The organism is Chryseobacterium sp. YR221 (assembly GCF_900176315.1).
Taxonomy (GTDB): domain Bacteria; phylum Bacteroidota; class Bacteroidia; order Flavobacteriales; family Weeksellaceae; genus Chryseobacterium; species Chryseobacterium rhizosphaerae.
Genome location: NZ_FWXM01000001.1, coordinates 195,505 through 211,253 on the forward strand (window position 1 = coordinate 195,505; position 15,749 = coordinate 211,253).

The 15,749-nt window shown below is 36.1% G+C and carries 18 protein-coding genes and 1 other RNA gene; 15 read left to right on the forward strand and 4 right to left on the reverse strand.

Features of this window, described 5'->3' with window-relative positions; all coding sequences use genetic code 11:
- The first annotated feature begins 22 nt into the window (after positions 1-22).
- The 3 genes from uvrA (at position 23) to B8967_RS22730 (ending at position 3,856) form a co-directional block, all read left to right on the forward strand.
- Positions 23-2,854 (forward strand): excinuclease ABC subunit UvrA, encoded by a 2,832-nt coding sequence (gene uvrA, locus B8967_RS00895; RefSeq protein WP_047495856.1) that lies wholly within the window; start codon positions 23-25, stop codon positions 2,852-2,854.
- 313 nt (positions 2,855-3,167) lie between these two features.
- Positions 3,168-3,572: a hypothetical protein gene (locus B8967_RS00900; RefSeq protein WP_084083921.1), complete on the forward strand. Its 405-nt coding sequence runs from the start codon at positions 3,168-3,170 to the stop codon at positions 3,570-3,572.
- Between the two features lie 149 nt (positions 3,573-3,721).
- Positions 3,722-3,856 (forward strand): bacteriocin-like protein, encoded by a 135-nt coding sequence (locus tag B8967_RS22730; protein WP_081989218.1) that lies wholly within the window; start codon positions 3,722-3,724, stop codon positions 3,854-3,856.
- A gap of 34 nt (positions 3,857-3,890) precedes the next feature.
- Here the strand turns inward: B8967_RS22730 and B8967_RS00910 are convergent, their stop codons facing one another.
- Both B8967_RS00910 and B8967_RS00915 read right to left on the reverse strand, forming a co-directional pair.
- Complete coding sequence (locus tag B8967_RS00910; protein WP_084083923.1) at positions 3,891-4,436, reverse strand: nuclear transport factor 2 family protein; 546 nt, start codon at positions 4,434-4,436, stop codon at positions 3,891-3,893.
- Between the two features lie 158 nt (positions 4,437-4,594).
- A complete protein-coding gene (locus B8967_RS00915) occupies positions 4,595-4,948 on the reverse strand; it encodes a winged helix-turn-helix transcriptional regulator (RefSeq protein WP_084083924.1) in 354 nt (117 codons plus the stop codon).
- Positions 4,949-5,123: 175 nt separating this feature from the next.
- On the opposite strand from B8967_RS00915, the gene B8967_RS00920 reads away from it, so the two are divergent.
- From B8967_RS00920 to B8967_RS00935, 4 genes are all read left to right on the forward strand, one after another.
- Positions 5,124-5,543 carry a DUF6640 family protein gene (locus tag B8967_RS00920; RefSeq protein ID WP_084083926.1) on the forward strand — a complete coding sequence of 140 codons (420 nt, stop codon included), beginning with the start codon at positions 5,124-5,126 and terminating at the stop codon, positions 5,541-5,543.
- A gap of 118 nt (positions 5,544-5,661) precedes the next feature.
- Positions 5,662-6,174, forward strand: a complete 513-nt coding sequence (locus B8967_RS00925; RefSeq protein ID WP_084083928.1) for a DUF421 domain-containing protein — start codon at positions 5,662-5,664, stop codon at positions 6,172-6,174.
- A gap of 5 nt (positions 6,175-6,179) precedes the next feature.
- Entirely contained in the window at positions 6,180-6,671 is a 492-nt protein-coding gene (locus B8967_RS00930; protein ID WP_047495831.1) for a GNAT family N-acetyltransferase, read from the forward strand.
- Positions 6,672-6,803: 132 nt separating this feature from the next.
- Positions 6,804-7,031 (forward strand): hypothetical protein, encoded by a 228-nt coding sequence (locus B8967_RS00935; protein WP_084083930.1) that lies wholly within the window; start codon positions 6,804-6,806, stop codon positions 7,029-7,031.
- Between the two features lie 107 nt (positions 7,032-7,138).
- On the opposite strand, the gene B8967_RS00940 is transcribed toward B8967_RS00935, so the two are convergent.
- The gene (locus tag B8967_RS00940) at positions 7,139-7,453 is read right to left on the reverse strand and encodes a DUF4286 family protein (RefSeq protein WP_047495825.1); all 315 of its coding nucleotides are present in this window, start codon (positions 7,451-7,453) and stop codon (positions 7,139-7,141) included.
- A gap of 148 nt (positions 7,454-7,601) precedes the next feature.
- Here B8967_RS00940 and gyrA point away from each other — a divergent pair, with 148 nt between their 5' ends.
- The 7 genes from gyrA to B8967_RS00970 all read left to right on the forward strand — a co-directional run bounded on the left by gyrA (position 7,602) and on the right by B8967_RS00970 (position 14,811).
- Positions 7,602-10,187, forward strand: a complete 2,586-nt coding sequence (gene gyrA, locus B8967_RS00945; RefSeq protein ID WP_084083932.1) for a DNA gyrase subunit A — start codon at positions 7,602-7,604, stop codon at positions 10,185-10,187.
- Positions 10,188-10,215: 28 nt separating this feature from the next.
- The gene (locus B8967_RS00950; RefSeq protein ID WP_084083934.1) at positions 10,216-11,241 is read left to right on the forward strand and encodes a tetratricopeptide repeat protein; all 1,026 of its coding nucleotides are present in this window, start codon (positions 10,216-10,218) and stop codon (positions 11,239-11,241) included.
- Between the two features lie 154 nt (positions 11,242-11,395).
- Positions 11,396-12,232, forward strand: a complete 837-nt coding sequence (locus B8967_RS00955; protein WP_047495817.1) for a 1,4-dihydroxy-2-naphthoyl-CoA synthase — start codon at positions 11,396-11,398, stop codon at positions 12,230-12,232.
- Positions 12,233-12,320: 88 nt separating this feature from the next.
- Complete coding sequence (gene menA, locus B8967_RS00960) at positions 12,321-13,250, forward strand: 1,4-dihydroxy-2-naphthoate octaprenyltransferase (protein WP_084083936.1); 930 nt, start codon at positions 12,321-12,323, stop codon at positions 13,248-13,250.
- An 18-nt stretch (positions 13,251-13,268) separates the two neighbouring features.
- Positions 13,269-13,715, forward strand: coding sequence for an SRPBCC family protein (locus B8967_RS00965; protein ID WP_084083937.1), 447 nt, complete (start codon positions 13,269-13,271; stop codon positions 13,713-13,715).
- A 5-nt stretch (positions 13,716-13,720) separates the two neighbouring features.
- Positions 13,721-14,008 (forward strand): hypothetical protein, encoded by a 288-nt coding sequence (locus tag B8967_RS22260; RefSeq protein WP_143330438.1) that lies wholly within the window; start codon positions 13,721-13,723, stop codon positions 14,006-14,008.
- A gap of 116 nt (positions 14,009-14,124) precedes the next feature.
- Positions 14,125-14,811 carry a metal-dependent hydrolase gene (locus tag B8967_RS00970; protein WP_084083939.1) on the forward strand — a complete coding sequence of 229 codons (687 nt, stop codon included), beginning with the start codon at positions 14,125-14,127 and terminating at the stop codon, positions 14,809-14,811.
- A 99-nt stretch (positions 14,812-14,910) separates the two neighbouring features.
- Here the strand turns inward: B8967_RS00970 and ffs are convergent.
- Positions 14,911-15,008: signal recognition particle sRNA small type (gene ffs / locus B8967_RS00975), an RNA gene on the reverse strand.
- A 132-nt stretch (positions 15,009-15,140) separates the two neighbouring features.
- Here ffs and B8967_RS00980 point away from each other — a divergent pair.
- Positions 15,141-15,737: a DUF4199 domain-containing protein gene (locus tag B8967_RS00980; RefSeq protein ID WP_084083941.1), complete on the forward strand. Its 597-nt coding sequence runs from the start codon at positions 15,141-15,143 to the stop codon at positions 15,735-15,737.
- The last annotated feature ends 12 nt before the right edge of the window (positions 15,738-15,749 follow it).

A 15,749-nucleotide genomic window follows, 5' to 3' on the forward strand; every position in this document is an offset into this window, starting at 1 on the left:
TCAGGCAAAGTCACTCTGAATTATGAGCAAATCAACAGAATATATAGAAGTTTACGGAGCACGTGAGCACAATCTAAAGAATATTAACGTTAAAATCCCGCGAAACGAGCTGGTGGTAATTACCGGGCTTTCCGGAAGTGGAAAATCTTCACTGGCTTTTGATACCATCTTTGCAGAAGGCCAGCGTCGTTATATCGAAACATTCTCTGCCTATGCACGCCAGTTTCTGGGTGGGCTGGAGCGTCCGGATGTAGATAAAATAGAAGGGCTTTCTCCTGTCATTGCTATTGAACAGAAAACAACCAATAAAAACCCGCGTTCTACCGTAGGAACCGTTACAGAGTTGTATGATTTTCTGCGTCTTTTATATGCAAGGGTTTCTGATGCTTACTCTTTGTCTACCGGGCAAAAGCTGGTAAGCTATACGGAAGATCAGATTCTTGAAACCATTAAGGAAAACTATAAAGGAGAAAAAATAATGCTGCTGGCCCCCGTGGTACGATCCAGAAAGGGACATTACCATGAGCTTTTCGTACAGATGGCGAAAAAGGGCTATGGACAGGCTAGAATTGATGGAGAATTACAGGATATTGAATATGATTTAAAGCTTGACCGTTATAAAACCCATGATATTGATATTGTTATCGACCGTTGGATCATTGGGGAAAGTGCGTCAGAGACACGAATGGAAAAATCATTGCGTACAGCAATGGAAATGGGTGAGGGAATCATCGGAATCCAGAAGTTGGGAAGTACAGATATTGAATATTTTTCCAAAAATTTAATGGATGCTGAAACAGGACATTCCTTAGCATTACCGGAACCTAATACTTTTTCCTTCAACTCTCCGAAAGGAAGCTGCCCAAACTGTAAAGGACTGGGGATGATCAAAAAGATCAATACAGATTATTTTACAGACAATCCAAAATTATCAATCAATCAGGGTGGATTATTACCCCTGGAAGATATCAAATCAAATAAATGGATTCTTGCGCAGATTAAAAATATCCTTGAGATCTTCGGACTGGGGCTGACAACACCTTTGCAGGATATTCCGGAAGAAGCTTTGAATTATATCTACAATGGCTGCCACAAAGAGTTTAATAAAGATCTTAAGTATGCAGGAATTACCAAAAAAATAAAAATCAGCTTTGATGGTTTGATTCCGTTTATGGAAGAAATTATTGACGAAAGAGAATCTTATGAGGCGATCTTGCTGGAAAGACATTTTACTACGGAAGAAACCTGTCCTGAATGTAATGGAAGCCGTCTTCAGCCTTCAAGCTTAAGCTTTAAAATAGATGGTAAAAATATTGCTGAGGTCAATGGGTTAAGCTTAGCTGATTTAAAAGATTGGTTAATTGATGTAAAAGATAAATTCTCAGAAAAAAATAAAATTATCGCTCACGAAATTTTAAAGGAAATTGAAACCAGGCTTCAGTTCTTGCTGGATGTTGGTTTGGATTATCTAAGTTTGAGCAGAAGTTCGAAAACCCTTTCCGGAGGAGAATCCCAAAGGATACGTCTGGCAACACAGATAGGATCCCAGCTGGTTAATGTATTGTATATTCTGGATGAGCCAAGTATTGGTCTTCACCAAAGAGATAATGAAAGGCTGATTCACTCATTAAAGAACCTTAGAGATATTGGAAACTCTGTACTCGTGGTTGAGCATGATAAAGATATGATTCTTGAAGCCGATGAGGTGCTGGATATTGGTCCTAAAGCCGGAAAATTCGGAGGAGAGATTCTTTGGCAGGGGAAGCCTAAAGATTTATTGAAAGCGGATACCATAACCGCTCAGTATATCAATGGAAAAAGAAAAATCGCCATTCCTGAGGAAAGAAGAGCAGGAAGCGGAAAAAATATACTGTTAAAAGGAGCTACAGGAAATAATCTTAAAAATGTAACCCTGGATGTTCCTCTGGGAAAACTGGTTGTGGTAACCGGAATTTCAGGAAGCGGAAAATCTTCACTGATCAACGGAACATTATACCCAATCCTTAATAAACATTTTTACAGAGCAGTTCAGGAACCTTTACCTTATAAAAAAATTGAAGGTCTGGATAATATTGATAAAATTGTAGATGTAGACCAGACTCCGATTGGAAGAACGCCACGTTCCAATCCTGCAACCTATACAGGAATGTTTACAGACATCAGAAATCTTTTTGCAGAATTACCTGAGAGTAAGATCCGGGGGTACAAACCGGGAAGATTCTCTTTCAATGTAAAAGGTGGAAGATGTGAAACCTGCCAGGGTGGAGGTTTAAAAGTAATTGAAATGAACTTCCTTCCAGATGTATATGTTCATTGTGAAACCTGTAACGGAAAACGTTTCAACAGAGAAACCCTGGAAGTCCGCTACAAAGGAAAATCCATTTCCGATGTACTGGATATGACCATTGATGAAGCGGTAGATTTCTTCCAGCCCATTCCTAAGATTTTTGCAAAAGTAAAAACATTACAGGATGTAGGGTTAGGATATATTACCTTGGGACAGCAGTCAACAACCCTTTCCGGAGGAGAAGCACAGCGTATCAAGTTAGCAACGGAACTGGCAAAAAGACAAACTGGAAATACCCTTTATATCCTGGATGAACCTACTACCGGACTGCATTTTGAAGACGTAAAAATCCTGATGGAAGCCATTAATAAATTAGTGGAATTAGGAAACTCATTTATCATCATCGAACATAATATGGATGTGATTAAATTGGCAGACCATATTATCGATGTAGGACCTGAAGGAGGAAAATATGGAGGACAGATCGTAGCCCAGGGAACTCCTGAAGAAATTGTAAAGTCTAAGAAAAGTCTGACAGGAAAATTTTTGAAAAGGGAACTTGAATAATAAAAAACAATTTAATCATACAAAAGAATCTGCAAAAGCAGATTCTTTTTTTTATTTAAATACGGGTATTTCAGGCTGAAAAAAATTATAAGATCAAAGAAATAGTGCTAAATAATAAGGATTTAATGCTATAATCTACCTTCCAATATTAAATTTTCACCTATTTTTAAAATTTATATTACTGTAAATCAATTGTTTATATTTCAATGTTAACTTAATGTTAACTCAATATGAAATTAATATGAATTATTTTAATAACTTTGAGTAAGAGATAGAGAATAAATCCAAATATAATCTTTAAACCCAAACAGTTATGAGAAATAAAATTCAAATATTGACCGCTTTACTTTTCGTTGTTGGATTTTCTGCGGTAGTGAATATTGCTCATGCACAAACGACAGATCATAATACAATCCAGGAAATTCAATTGAATAAAAGCGAAACTTTTAATGACATCAGGACTCAGCTGATCGCTAATTTTGATCTTACCAATCCTGAATATAAACAAGGAACAGTGAATTCAGTAGTAAAATTTGATATTGCAAAAAACGGAAAAATTGTGAATGTTCATTCCAGTGGCGATTGCAAAAGCGTAAGCAAGGAAATTGAGTCTGTTCTAAGCGAACTTGATTATAGAGTAGACCGCAAAAAAATAAGTGACAATATGGTTGCCTATACTTATGTAATGCCTGTAACCGTAGAAATTAATAACAGATAGTACTCACAGCCTATTGTAAATAAAACAAGGCAGACTCTTTTATGGTTTTCATCTAAAAAAGATGTAAATAATGAAAATTTTGAATATTAAATTGTAATAACAATTACTAAGATTCGTTTAATTTTGCTCAACCATAAAATTAAAACGATATGAAAAATTTAAAGAAACTGACTAAATTAGATTTGAAATCAGTGTACGGAGGAGAGCCAAAACAATATTGTACGTATTGCGAATGGGCAAATAAAGTTTTTTGCAGTGAGATTCCAATCGTTCAATGTCCATAAAAAAACAAAACCGCTTGTAAAAGCGGTTTTTCTTTTAACGGGTACTTTGTACAAACTCTTTCATTATTGTTTTAAGATCTTTAGAATTTCCGATAGAATCAAAGGTGATATTATCAATTTTCCAGCTCCCATCACGTTCCACCAAATGTATGGTATCTGTCCAGGATACTGTAGGAGAGGTCATATTGTATTCAAAACGGACGAGTACCTGGGCTGAAGCATTGTGGATGTCCATAGATTGGATCTTGTAGGCAGTATAGCCTTCATACAAACTTGAAAAAATAGCCCCTTCAAATATCAGTGGTTTCTCATCCGGATGATCACTTTTTTTTACTTTTTCGATATCTGCTTTTGATGCATTTATGGCATTTTGCAAAGTCTTTTTTAGGTCCGGGGAAAATAAATCATCCGGAATAGGCTGGTTATATACAGCTTCATTGGATTTTCCATACTTTGTATAGAGCTCATTTACTTTTATAGCAATTGCCGTATTGGGAGATAGGGTACTTTGTGTTTTACGGTCTTTACAGCCTATAAAAAATAGTAGGACGCTTATGTATAGGAATAGTTGTTTCGCCATTTTAATGTTAGTTTTAGCTAAACAACCAAATCTTATACCAATAATCAGTAATGTAGTAAGTTGATGTTAAGGAAAATAAATGTTTATGAAAGATGATTTTATTGCTTTATCAAAGATGTAGATTACTGCTTAGTGAAATAAAAAGATAATAATAAAGCCTACCAATCTTCAATGATTTTCTTTCTGTGAATTTTTCCCCAATCGATCATAGATTTAAATACAGATTGTAATGTGGCGGTATGTTGAGTGGGGGTGTATTCAATGATCATAAGTAAATCATCGTGAACCGTTCTGTTGATAAGTTTATTCTGTTCGAGATCTCTTAATTCCTTGGCTAAAACTTTTCCACTGATCTTAGGAATACTATTCTTTATTTCTTTGAAGCGTTTGTTACCATTCATAATAGAAAATAAGACCAATGTTTTCCATTTCCCATGGATTGCTTCCAGTGTGTCCTGTAAATAAAGCATTCCTGCTTCACAATCCTTATGTGTTTCTTTTTTACCGTTCATCGCTCCATGAATTTTATAGTTAAACTGTCATCCGGATTACCTTTTGGTAACCAGCTAATAAAGCATATATAAAAGTAACTAACTTTATTATATGAAAAGCTGAGGGTATTCAAACCGTCTTTTTTCAAATAATAAGATCCTATAATTTAATCCTAACAAAAATAATTTACTAAAAATGAAATCAATAACAACAGGGAAGGTACTCGTAACCTTAGTTGCCTTAGTCACTCTTTTTGGAGCATATATCGCTGATTGGAATCATACCCATATTTTCAATCCCCGCTGGCCTCCACATGCAAAATTTCATAACGCACAGACCATGCTCTTCGGTGCTGTGCTTGGACTTTTGTCATTGTGGTTTCTTTGGGTCCAGAAAGGTGATAGATGGGTCATTTTTAGACTCTCAATCACCTTTGCCAGTCTTTATTGGATAACGCAGGCAATGTCTATTTTATTTCCGGGAACTGCCTTGTTTGATCCGGAGTTTTCTTATCCTGGTCAGTGGCCTGTACAGTTTATATTAGACGGGGTTATGTTTCTGCTGCTTATAATGGCCTATTTTTTAGAATCAAAACACTTAGATAAAGTAAAATAATTCATTCTTAAAAAAACAGGGAATCTGATTATTGTTCTTTCAGGGATTGGTAAAAAATCAACTCAATTATAATAAGGAATGATAAAAATTAATACATTTGAATAGATAAAAAATAGCCGTGGATCCTATTCTTAATGTTGTAGTTCGTTCCCTTTGCGTTTACCTTTTCATGGTGATTGCCATTCGTTTATTTGGAAAAAATCAATTATCCCAGCTTAATGCAGGAGATATTGTTTTGTTACTGTTGATCTCCAATGCTGTTCAGAATGCAATGGTAGGACCGGATACTTCTTTGCAGGGAGGCCTTATTGCTGCATTGGTCCTGTTTTTGGCTAACTTCATTTTAAAAAGACTGATGTTTTCCAATCACTCCTTTGAAACATTTATGGAGGATGATCCGGTAGTTCTTATCAAAGATGGAATTGTAGATCAGATCGCCTTGAACAGAGTGAAGATTACTGAAAGTGAACTGGAGGAAGCAATCAGAGAACATGGCATTGATAAAATAGAGAAGGTAAAGCTGTCTGTGCTGGAAGTTGACGGAAACATCAGTGTGGTTTCTGAAGATGAGAAAAGCAAACAGACTCATTATACGAGAATCAAAAGAAAAAATAAAAGAAAATACCATTAAATAGAATGAATTACGAATTAAGAGAAATGCTTCCCAATGATGGGGCTCGGGTACTTGAGATTTTCAGGCAGGGAGTTGATAGTGGTATCGCCACTTTTGAAACAGAAGTTCCTACTGTAGAAGCCTGGGATATGGAATACTTCAACGCCTGTCGCTGGGTATTGGAAAATGAGAATAACGAAATCGTAGGATGGTGTGCCTTGAAACTGGTGAGTAAAAGAGAATGTTATAAAGGAGTTGCAGAAGTAAGCATTTATTTCGATAAAGATTACCAGGGTAAGGGATTGGGGTCAGTATTGCTTAAAAAGATGATTTTGGATAGCGAGGATCACGGATTCTGGACTTTACAGACCAATATCTTTCCTGAAAATGAAATGTCTATCAAATTCCATCAGAAAAACGGCTTCAGAATAGTGGGGGTTCGCAAGAAAATAGGAAAGCTCAACGGAGAATGGAAAGATCTTATAATGTTTGAAAAAAGAAGTGAAATAATTTAACAAAATATCAATACTGATAAAACCGTTTTATCCATTATAGACTTTACGCTTTATATCCGGAATCTGGAATTTTAAACAACTTGGCATTAACCTTGTTATCTTTTGGCAACTAAGTTTGAAAAAGTGAAAATAATGAAAAGTATGTTTAAAATCATGGGAGCAGGTGCGGTCATGCTGATGTTAACGTCTTGTGTGGTCCATGAGCACCACGGAAGAAGGCTTCCGCCGGGACAGGCAAAGAAGATGTATGGAGGAAGCGCAAGATATTATGCTCCCGGCCAGGTAAAAAAAGTATATATTTATGAAGAGGGGGGTCGCGGTCATCATCATAAAGGTCGCGGTCATGGCCATCATAGATAAATAAAAAAAGAGGTTAAAACAATAACCTCTTTTTTTATGTTCTGACTACAAAATATATTATAGTTTCATATCAGGCTGGTGAACAGCCTCTGTCCATTTTATTGATATTAAAATCTGGATTTCTTAGGATTCAAAAAAGTATTGAAGATGATGACTTCCTGTCCGAATTTTGTTTCGACACGTTCAGCAATATTTTTTAATTCACTTTCAATAAAATCATTTCTGAGTTCATCATTATCGAAGACCAAAAGAAGATTGTAATTTTTTCCATCTTCAATATAATCACTGTGTACTTCAGAAAGGATATATTTGTTTACATCCATTAAGTTTTCAGTCATTACAACCAGTGTTTCATCAATATAATTTTCCCATTCCTCTAGATTATTTTTCGTGCAATGGAAAGTTATACTTAATATGCTCATATTTTATGAATTTTTAAGATTTTTTGGATAAATTCTACCACAAAAATCGGCAATTTTTTCGTAAATTAGCCCGTTAATAAAAATTCGAAATAAATAATTTTCAGACATACAGCTAAAGGTCTGGCTATCATTATAATAAAATTTGTTTATGCAAAAAGAAGGAGAAAGACTGATTCCTATCAACATCGTTGATGAAATGAAATCGTCTTATATCGATTATTCGATGTCTGTTATCGTCTCAAGAGCGTTACCGGATGTAAGAGACGGTTTGAAACCCGTTCATAGAAGAGTACTTTACGGTATGTATGGATTAGGGGTTTTTTCTAATAGAAAATATTTAAAATCTGCAAGAATTGTTGGGGATGTTTTAGGTAAATATCACCCGCACGGAGACTCCTCTGTATATGATGCAATGGTGAGAATGGCTCAGAACTGGAGCTTGCGTTATCCTCAGGTGGATGGCCAGGGTAACTTCGGTTCAATGGATGGTGACCCACCAGCAGCAATGCGTTATACTGAGGCAAGATTAAAGAAGATCTCTGATGAGATTCTTTCAGACCTTGATAAAGAAACAGTTGATTTTCAGAATAACTTTGATGACAGTTTACAGGAACCAACAGTAATGCCAACAAAAGTTCCCAACCTTTTGGTGAACGGAACTTCAGGGATTGCAGTAGGTATGGCCACCAATATGGCGCCTCATAACTTATCAGAATCTATAGATGCTATCTGTGCCTATATTGATAACAGAGAAATAACAATTGATGAGCTGATGCAGCATATCATTGCTCCGGATTTTCCTACAGGTGGAATTATATATGGATATGACGGGGTAAGAGATGCTTTCCATACAGGAAGAGGTAGAGTTGTTTTGAGAGCTAAAGTAAGCTTTGATGAAATTGGAAACAGAAATGCAATTATTGTAACTGAGATCCCTTATCAGGTGAACAAGGCGGAAATGATTGCCAGAACTGCTGAACTCGTTAAAGATGATAAAATCCCTGGTATCTATGAGATCAGAGATGAATCAGACAGAAACGGACTTCGTGTTGTTTATGAATTGAAGAATGACGCTATTCCGAATGTTGTCCTGAACTTATTGTACAAATATACAGCACTTCAGACTTCTTTCAGTGTTAACAATATTGCTTTGGTACACGGAAGACCGGAACAGCTGAATCTTAAAGATATCATTCACCACTTCGTAGAGCACAGACATGAAGTAATTGTAAGAAGAACTCAGTTTGAGCTTAAAAAAGCGAAAGAAAGAGCTCATATCTTGGAAGGATTCATGAAGGTGATCGGAACTCAGGATGCTCTGGACAGAGCAATTTCTATTATCCGTCATAGTGCCAATCCTCAGGGAGCAAAAGAAGGCCTAATCGAGGCATTTGAGCTTTCAGAAATTCAGGCTCAGGCGATTCTGGATCTTAGATTAGCCCGTTTAACAGGAATGGAGCTTGATAAAATCCGTGATGAGTATGATGCCATTATGAAAGAGATTCAGAATTTGGAAGATATCTTAGCGAATGAGCCAAGAAGATTCGAAATTATCAAAGAAGAATTACTTGAGATCAAAGAAAAATATGGTGACGAGAGAAGAACGGAGATAGATTATTCAGGAGGAGAAATGTCTATTGAAGATATTATTCCAAATGAGTCTGTCGTTCTTACTATTTCGCACGCAGGATATGTTAAGAGAACTTCACTTTCAGAATACAAAATTCAAAGTAGAGGAGGTGTAGGAAACAGAGCGGCAACGACAAGGGATGAAGACTTCCTGGAGTATATTGTTTCTGCTACCAACCACCAGTATATGCTGTTCTTTACAGAAAAAGGAAGATGTTATTGGTTAAGGGTATTTGAAATTCCTGAAGGTTCTAAAACTTCAAAAGGAAGAGCGGTACAAAACCTTATCAACATTGAACCGGATGATAAAATCAAAGCGTATATCAGAACCAATAACCTGAAAGATTCCGAATATGTAAATCAAATGAGCGTAGTGATGGTAACTAAAAACGGTACCATTAAGAAAACGTCACTTGAAGCTTATTCAAGACCAAGGGTTAATGGGGTTAACGCTATTGAGATCAGAGATAATGACCAATTATTAGGAGCTTACCTTACAAATGGTACTTCCCAGATTATGATTGCTACCAAAAATGGTAAGTGTATCCGTTTCCCTGAAGAAAAAGTAAGAGAAGTAGGTAGAGGATCTATCGGGGTGAGAGGAATTGCTCTTGAAGAAGGTGACGAAGCAATTGGTATGATTGTTGTGAATGATGTGGAGAACGAAACGGTACTTGTGGTATCTGAAAAAGGATACGGAAAAAGAACTGCAGTAGAAGACTACAGAATTACAAACAGAGGAGGAAAAGGAGTTATTACCCTAAACATTACCGAGAAAACAGGAAACCTGATTGCTATTCAGAATGTAACAGATGAAGACGGATTGATGATCATCAATAAATCCGGAGTTGCTATCAGAATGGGAATGGATGAAATGAGAGTAATGGGTAGAAATACACAGGGAGTAAAAGTAATCAACCTTAAGAAGAATGACGAAATTGCAGCAATTGCAAAAGTAGAAATGGATAAAGACGTAGAAGAAGAGATTGAAGAGGGAGAAGAAGGGATAGAAATTGTAACTGATAACCAGGAAAATGATGGAGTACCTCAGGCTGAAAAAGAAAATACAGCAGAGGAAAATGAGAATTCTGATTCTGAAGAATAAATTGTACAATTAATATAAAATAGTTATTATGAAGAAACTTATTTTAGGTATGGCTATCGTAGCATCTTCTTTTGCTTTTGGACAGAAAAAAGATGTAAACGCTCAGCTTCAGGCGGCTAATACAGCTGCTATGGATGCCTATAATGCAAAAAATTATGCAGCTGCTGCCCCTAAGTTTGTAGAAGTTTATGACTTATTGAAGGCTAACGGTCAGGATAATAAGATCTATATGTATTATGCAGGGCTTAGTCATGCACTGGCAAACAATACTGATCCTGCAATTAAAATATATAATGATCTTATCAATTCCGGATTTACTGGAGTAGAGACTACTTATACTGCAAAAGATAAGAAATCCGGACAGGTTGTTAATTTAGATAAGGCTACCTGGGAGCTAATGAAAAAAAATACTGATTATTCAGATTTTAAAACTGAGCAGTCAAAAAGTATAGAGCCGGATCTGTATGAAACTTTAACTTCATTACTTCTTAGTGCAAAGAAAACAGATGAAGCTCTTGTTGTTATAGAAAAAGGATTGGCTAAATATCCTAATAACGCTAAACTTAAAGAAGCTCAAAGTACTGCTTATTTCCAGTCTGGAAATACTGAAAAGTTTATTGGGACTCTAAAAGAACAGTTGGCTAAAAACCCTGCTGATGCTACAAACTGGTATAACCTTGGGGTAATGCAGTCTAAGAATCCAGCAACAACAGCAGATGCCATTGAATCATTCAAAAAAGCAATAGAGGTTAAACCTACTATGGCAGAAGCACACCAAAATCTTGTGTATACTACTATTGGAGATGATTCTAAGATTGTAACTGAGATCAATGCTTTGAGAAAAGATAAGCCGGATGAAGCTAGTAAATTGATTGATGCTAGAAAAGAGAGATTTGCTAAAGCTTTACCTTATGCAGAAGCATGGTACAAAGCAGCACCTCAAAGTCTGGATGCCGTTTCTGCACTAAAAGAAATCTATGTTGTAACAAAGAATATAGATAAAGTAAAAGAAATGAAAGCTAAAGAAACTGAGCTTAGTGCTAAAGCGAAATAATAGCTGTAAAGAAAATAATGATAAAGCCGGAACAGAAATGTTCCGGCTTTATTTTTTTAGGACCACAAAGTCCTTATTTTTTGTAGCAGAGATCAATAAATTTCACCCCAAAAATTCTCTGTAATTCCGTATCTTTGAGAAAAATTTTTATAAGATGATTGAGTGGAAAACCGTCAAAGAATACGAAGATATTACCTATAAAAAATGTAATGGAGTAGCAAGAATTGCTTTCAACAGACCGGAAGTACGTAACGCTTTCAGACCTAAAACAACTTCAGAATTATATGATGCTTTTTATGATGTCTATGAAGATCCTTCTATAGGGGTGGTATTACTTTCAGGAGAAGGACCGAGCCCGAAAGATGGAGGCTGGGCTTTTTGTAGTGGTGGAGACCAAAAAGCAAGAGGACACCAGGGATATGTGGGAGAAGACGGGAGACATCGTTTGAATATTCTTGAAGTTCAGCGTTTGATCCGTTTTATGCCGAAAGTAGTTATCGCGGTTGTTCCGGGATGGGCTGTTGGTGGAGGCCACTCTCTTCACGTAGTATGTGACCTAACTTTAGCAAGTGAAGAACATGCAATTTTTAAGCAGACAGATGCTGACGTAACAAGTTTTGACGGCGGGTACGGATCTGCTTACCTTGCTAAAATGGTAGGACAGAAGAAAGCTCGTGAAATCTTCTTTTTAGGAAGAAATTACTCTGCTCAGGAAGCTCTTGAAATGGGAATGGTTAATAAAGTAGTTCCACATGCGGAATTAGAAGATACTGCCTATGAATGGGCACAGGAAATATTAGAAAAATCTCCAACCTCTATCAGAATGCTGAAATTTGCAATGAACCTTACTGACGATGGTATGGTGGGGCAGCAGGTTTTTGCCGGTGAAGCTACGCGTCTTGCCTATATGACGGAAGAAGCAAAAGAAGGAAGAAATGCCTTCCTTGAAAAAAGAAAACCGAACTTCGGAGAAGATCAATGGATATCATAAACTGTAAAAAGTACAAAGTAAAATGTATTAATGATTCAACACATTAGACTTTTACTTTGTACATCATACATTTTACATTATACAAATTATGACTGATTGGATAAAAGCCGCAAGGCTAAGAACACTGCCGCTTTCTTTAAGCGGAATTATTATGGGAGCTTTTATTGCAAAATGGAGGCTTTACAGAGAAGGGGGAACCTGGGACTGGAAAATTTTTGCATTGGCACTGCTGGTAACACTTTTATATCAGATTTTGTCAAATTATGCCAATGATTATGGCGATGGGGTAAAAGGAACGGATGCGAAAAGAATCAATGAAGCAGAAGCAAGAGCAGTAGCATCAGGAAAAATTACGGCCAAGCAGATGAAAAATGCAGTCATTCTTTTTGCAGCATTGTCTTTCATTGCTACAGTAGCTTTGCTGTATGTAGCTTTCATTCCAAACTATATGAACGAATTCTATATTTTCATAGGACTGGGAGTCGCAAGTATTTTAGCTGCTATTGGATATACAGTAGGGAAAAAACCTTACGGATATATGGGATTGGGAGACATCTTCGTATTTATCTTTTTTGGGCTGGTTTCTGTATGCGGAAGCTATTTCCTGTTTACCAAAACATTCAGCTGGGATATGCTGTTGCCGGGAACGGCAGTAGGGATGATGAGTATGGCTGTTTTGAACCTGAACAATATGAGAGATATTGAAAGTGATAAGCTATCCGGGAAAAATAGTTTTGCGTTAAGGATCGGGTTTAAAAATGCAATGATCTATGAAATGATCCTTTTACAGCTTCCTTTGGTATTGATCCTTATATTTTTAGGAGTTAACGGGTTTATACAGGCTCAGAACTATTATGTATTTATGGTAATGATCCTGTTGTTTCCGCTTGCAAAATTAAGGAGAAGTATAATGTCGGTAAAAGAACCTAAAGAATTAGATCAGTATCTGAAGCAGGTGGGTATCATGACTTTCATTATGGCAATCCTTACGGCAGCAGGGCTTAATTTATTTCACTAAATCTAAAAATATATTATCATGAGTTCTACAATCTATGTTGAAGCGCAAATGCTTATCAGAAAATCGATTGAAGATGTTTTTGAAGCATTCATCAATCCTGAATTGACAACTAATTTTTGGTTTACAAAATCTACCGGAAAATTAGAAGAGGGTAAAACCATAATCTGGGAATGGGAAATGTACGGCGTAAAATCCGAGGTGAAAGTTCATCAGATTATTCCTAACCAACTGATTAAAACGGAATGGGGAGAGCCTTCAACGCGTGTAGATTATGAATTCAGAGTAATGGAAAAAGGAACCCTTGTTGTTATTAAAAGCTATGGATTCAGCCAAACCGGCGAAGATCTTTTAAAAATAATCAATGATAATACAGGTGGTTTTACCACAGTTTTAGATGGCTGTAAAGCTTACCTGGAACATGGAATCAACCTGAGGCTGATTGAGGATAAATTTCCTCAAAAATAGACAATATGAAGACCGCTTTAAAAGTAACTTCTTGTATATCTATTGTTTTAGCCTTATCTCTTGTTTATTATTTAATTCAAGAGATAAGGGGAGGTATGTCAATGCTTGAAATTGATTTTATTCCCGCCTTGATTACCTTGATAATTATTTCTAATGCCGTTTTGGGGTTTTATGTATTAGCTGGAAAATTACAACCAATGAAACCATTATTGGTGCTCCAGATTTTAATAATAATACCAACATGCCTGTTGATTTATGAGTTTTTTTTGAAATCACCAATGGGATGTTCCTAAATTAAAAAGACGCAGATGACAAGAATATTTTTAAAGGTCACTAGCATAATATTGTGCTATTTGTGAAAATCATTTGAGTCATTTGTGTTGAATAATAATTGAAAATTAAATTGAAAATGAAAATACAATTCTTAGGGCAAAATTGCTTCTTGTTCACCTATAAGGACAAAACAATTTTGAGTGACCCTTTCTATAATTACAAAAAAGCGGAGTCAGGATTTGACATTACTGCTCAAAAAATCGACTATATTCTGTTGACACATGCTCATGGTGATCATATCGCTGATGTGGGTGAAGTGTTGCAACATTATCCGGAAGCTACCATAATTGGAGTTCCTGAAGTATGTGGTTATTTTAAATCAGCAAAAAATACAGACGATGTCAACTTAGGAGGATCGGCAAAAATCGACGATCTTAAAATTTCCATGGTTCCGGCTCACCATACGAGTTCTTTTCCGGATGGGAGCTATGGAGGCGTTCCTGTAGGGTATATCTTCAGACTTCCTGAGGGTAAAAACATCTATTTGGCTGGTGATACAGGAGTAATGGCTGATATGGAGCTGTTTCCAAGATTATACGGGAATATAGATCTTTCCATACTTCCTATTGGGAGCCACTACACGATGTGTCCGAGAAAAGCTTCTTTTGCAGCAGCAGAATTATTAAAGACACCCAAAGTAATCGGTTGCCACTTTGATACTTTCCCTGCAATTGAAATTAATCATGAAAGTGCATTAAAGCATTTTGCAGACAGAAATGTAGAACTTGTTTTACCAAAATTGGGAGAGGAGTTCGAATTTTAAAAAAATTGGGGTAATCTGAAAATTAGAAAATGATGTGTAAGGTATTAAAAACAAAAAAAGATAATTATCAAATTACCTCTCTCAACTTAAACCAAAAAAAAATGGCAAGCTACCTAAATCACACCGCTACGACCGATTACCTTTGCTGCGTTCCCACCCTGGAGGATTCTCAGGAGCTGGTTGTTTAGGACTTGCCGTTGCAAAGGTAGGAATAATTTATAAACTTCAAAACTTTATCAAAGAAAATTTGTTGAAAAAATGCAGTGGTAGAGCTAAATAGCTGACATCTAGGAGAATAATTTTTCAACTTTTTTCTTAAAAAATTAAATATGACGAAAAGTCCATCAACATTAGGAATTATACTTTTTATCGCTACAATGATCATTTTTTTTGTAGTGTATTCATTTTTCTCAGGAATCAATTATTTTGATATATCACTGAAAGCCAATGCTTTCGTGTTGCCTGTCATCTATGCTGCTACAGCATTCTGGTCTGTAAAATCATATTGGAATAACCATAAAATGGGTTTTAGAGAAGCTTTCAAGAGAGCATTTGTTCCGATGTTTATCGGAGGAATTCTTTCTATTTTCAGTATTTATGCTTTCTTAAATTTTGCAGATACGGATGCTAAAAAGCTGCTGAATTACCAATATGTCCAAAGACAAAAATCAGAATTGGATACAGAATACACTTCTGCAAGAAAGATTTTAAAACATCAAAAAGACATTGATGAGCTGGATCAGAAATACAAAGAGAGGTTACAAAGCTTCACTCCGGAGGCTGTAAAAGGAAAAGATATGCTTACCGCAAGTCATTTTTCAGGATATTTTGCAGCAATTCTTATATTTTACGTAGTTTTGTCGGTGTTTTTCGGGGCGTTTTTCAGAACAAAGAAAATTCAGCCAGAAGAAACAAATCAAGCCTAATTTTTATTAAAA

Bases quoted from the DNA above. Each gene is read 5' to 3' on its own strand.
- uvrA (WP_047495856.1), top strand. From the start codon at position 23: ATGAGCAAATCAACAGAATATATAGAAGTTTACGGAGCACGTGAGCAC.
- menA (WP_084083936.1), top strand. From the start codon at position 12,321: ATGACTGATTGGATAAAAGCCGCAAGGCTAAGAACACTGCCGCTTTCT.
- B8967_RS22730 (WP_081989218.1), top strand. From the start codon at position 3,722: ATGAAAAATTTAAAGAAACTGACTAAATTAGATTTGAAATCAGTGTAC.
- B8967_RS00955 (WP_047495817.1), top strand. From the start codon at position 11,396: ATGATTGAGTGGAAAACCGTCAAAGAATACGAAGATATTACCTATAAA.
- B8967_RS00940 (WP_047495825.1), bottom strand. From the start codon at position 7,453: ATGAGCATATTAAGTATAACTTTCCATTGCACGAAAAATAATCTAGAG.
- B8967_RS00980 (WP_084083941.1), top strand. From the start codon at position 15,141: ATGACGAAAAGTCCATCAACATTAGGAATTATACTTTTTATCGCTACA.
- B8967_RS00935 (WP_084083930.1), top strand. From the start codon at position 6,804: ATGAAAAGTATGTTTAAAATCATGGGAGCAGGTGCGGTCATGCTGATG.
- B8967_RS00915 (WP_084083924.1), bottom strand. From the start codon at position 4,948: ATGAACGGTAAAAAAGAAACACATAAGGATTGTGAAGCAGGAATGCTT.
- B8967_RS00950 (WP_084083934.1), top strand. From the start codon at position 10,216: ATGAAGAAACTTATTTTAGGTATGGCTATCGTAGCATCTTCTTTTGCT.
- B8967_RS00970 (WP_084083939.1), top strand. From the start codon at position 14,125: ATGAAAATACAATTCTTAGGGCAAAATTGCTTCTTGTTCACCTATAAG.
- B8967_RS00900 (WP_084083921.1), top strand. From the start codon at position 3,168: ATGAGAAATAAAATTCAAATATTGACCGCTTTACTTTTCGTTGTTGGA.
- B8967_RS00910 (WP_084083923.1), bottom strand. From the start codon at position 4,436: ATGGCGAAACAACTATTCCTATACATAAGCGTCCTACTATTTTTTATA.
- B8967_RS00965 (WP_084083937.1), top strand. From the start codon at position 13,269: ATGAGTTCTACAATCTATGTTGAAGCGCAAATGCTTATCAGAAAATCG.
- gyrA (WP_084083932.1), top strand. From the start codon at position 7,602: ATGCAAAAAGAAGGAGAAAGACTGATTCCTATCAACATCGTTGATGAA.
- B8967_RS00920 (WP_084083926.1), top strand. From the start codon at position 5,124: ATGAAATCAATAACAACAGGGAAGGTACTCGTAACCTTAGTTGCCTTA.
- B8967_RS00930 (WP_047495831.1), top strand. From the start codon at position 6,180: ATGAATTACGAATTAAGAGAAATGCTTCCCAATGATGGGGCTCGGGTA.
- B8967_RS22260 (WP_143330438.1), top strand. From the start codon at position 13,721: ATGAAGACCGCTTTAAAAGTAACTTCTTGTATATCTATTGTTTTAGCC.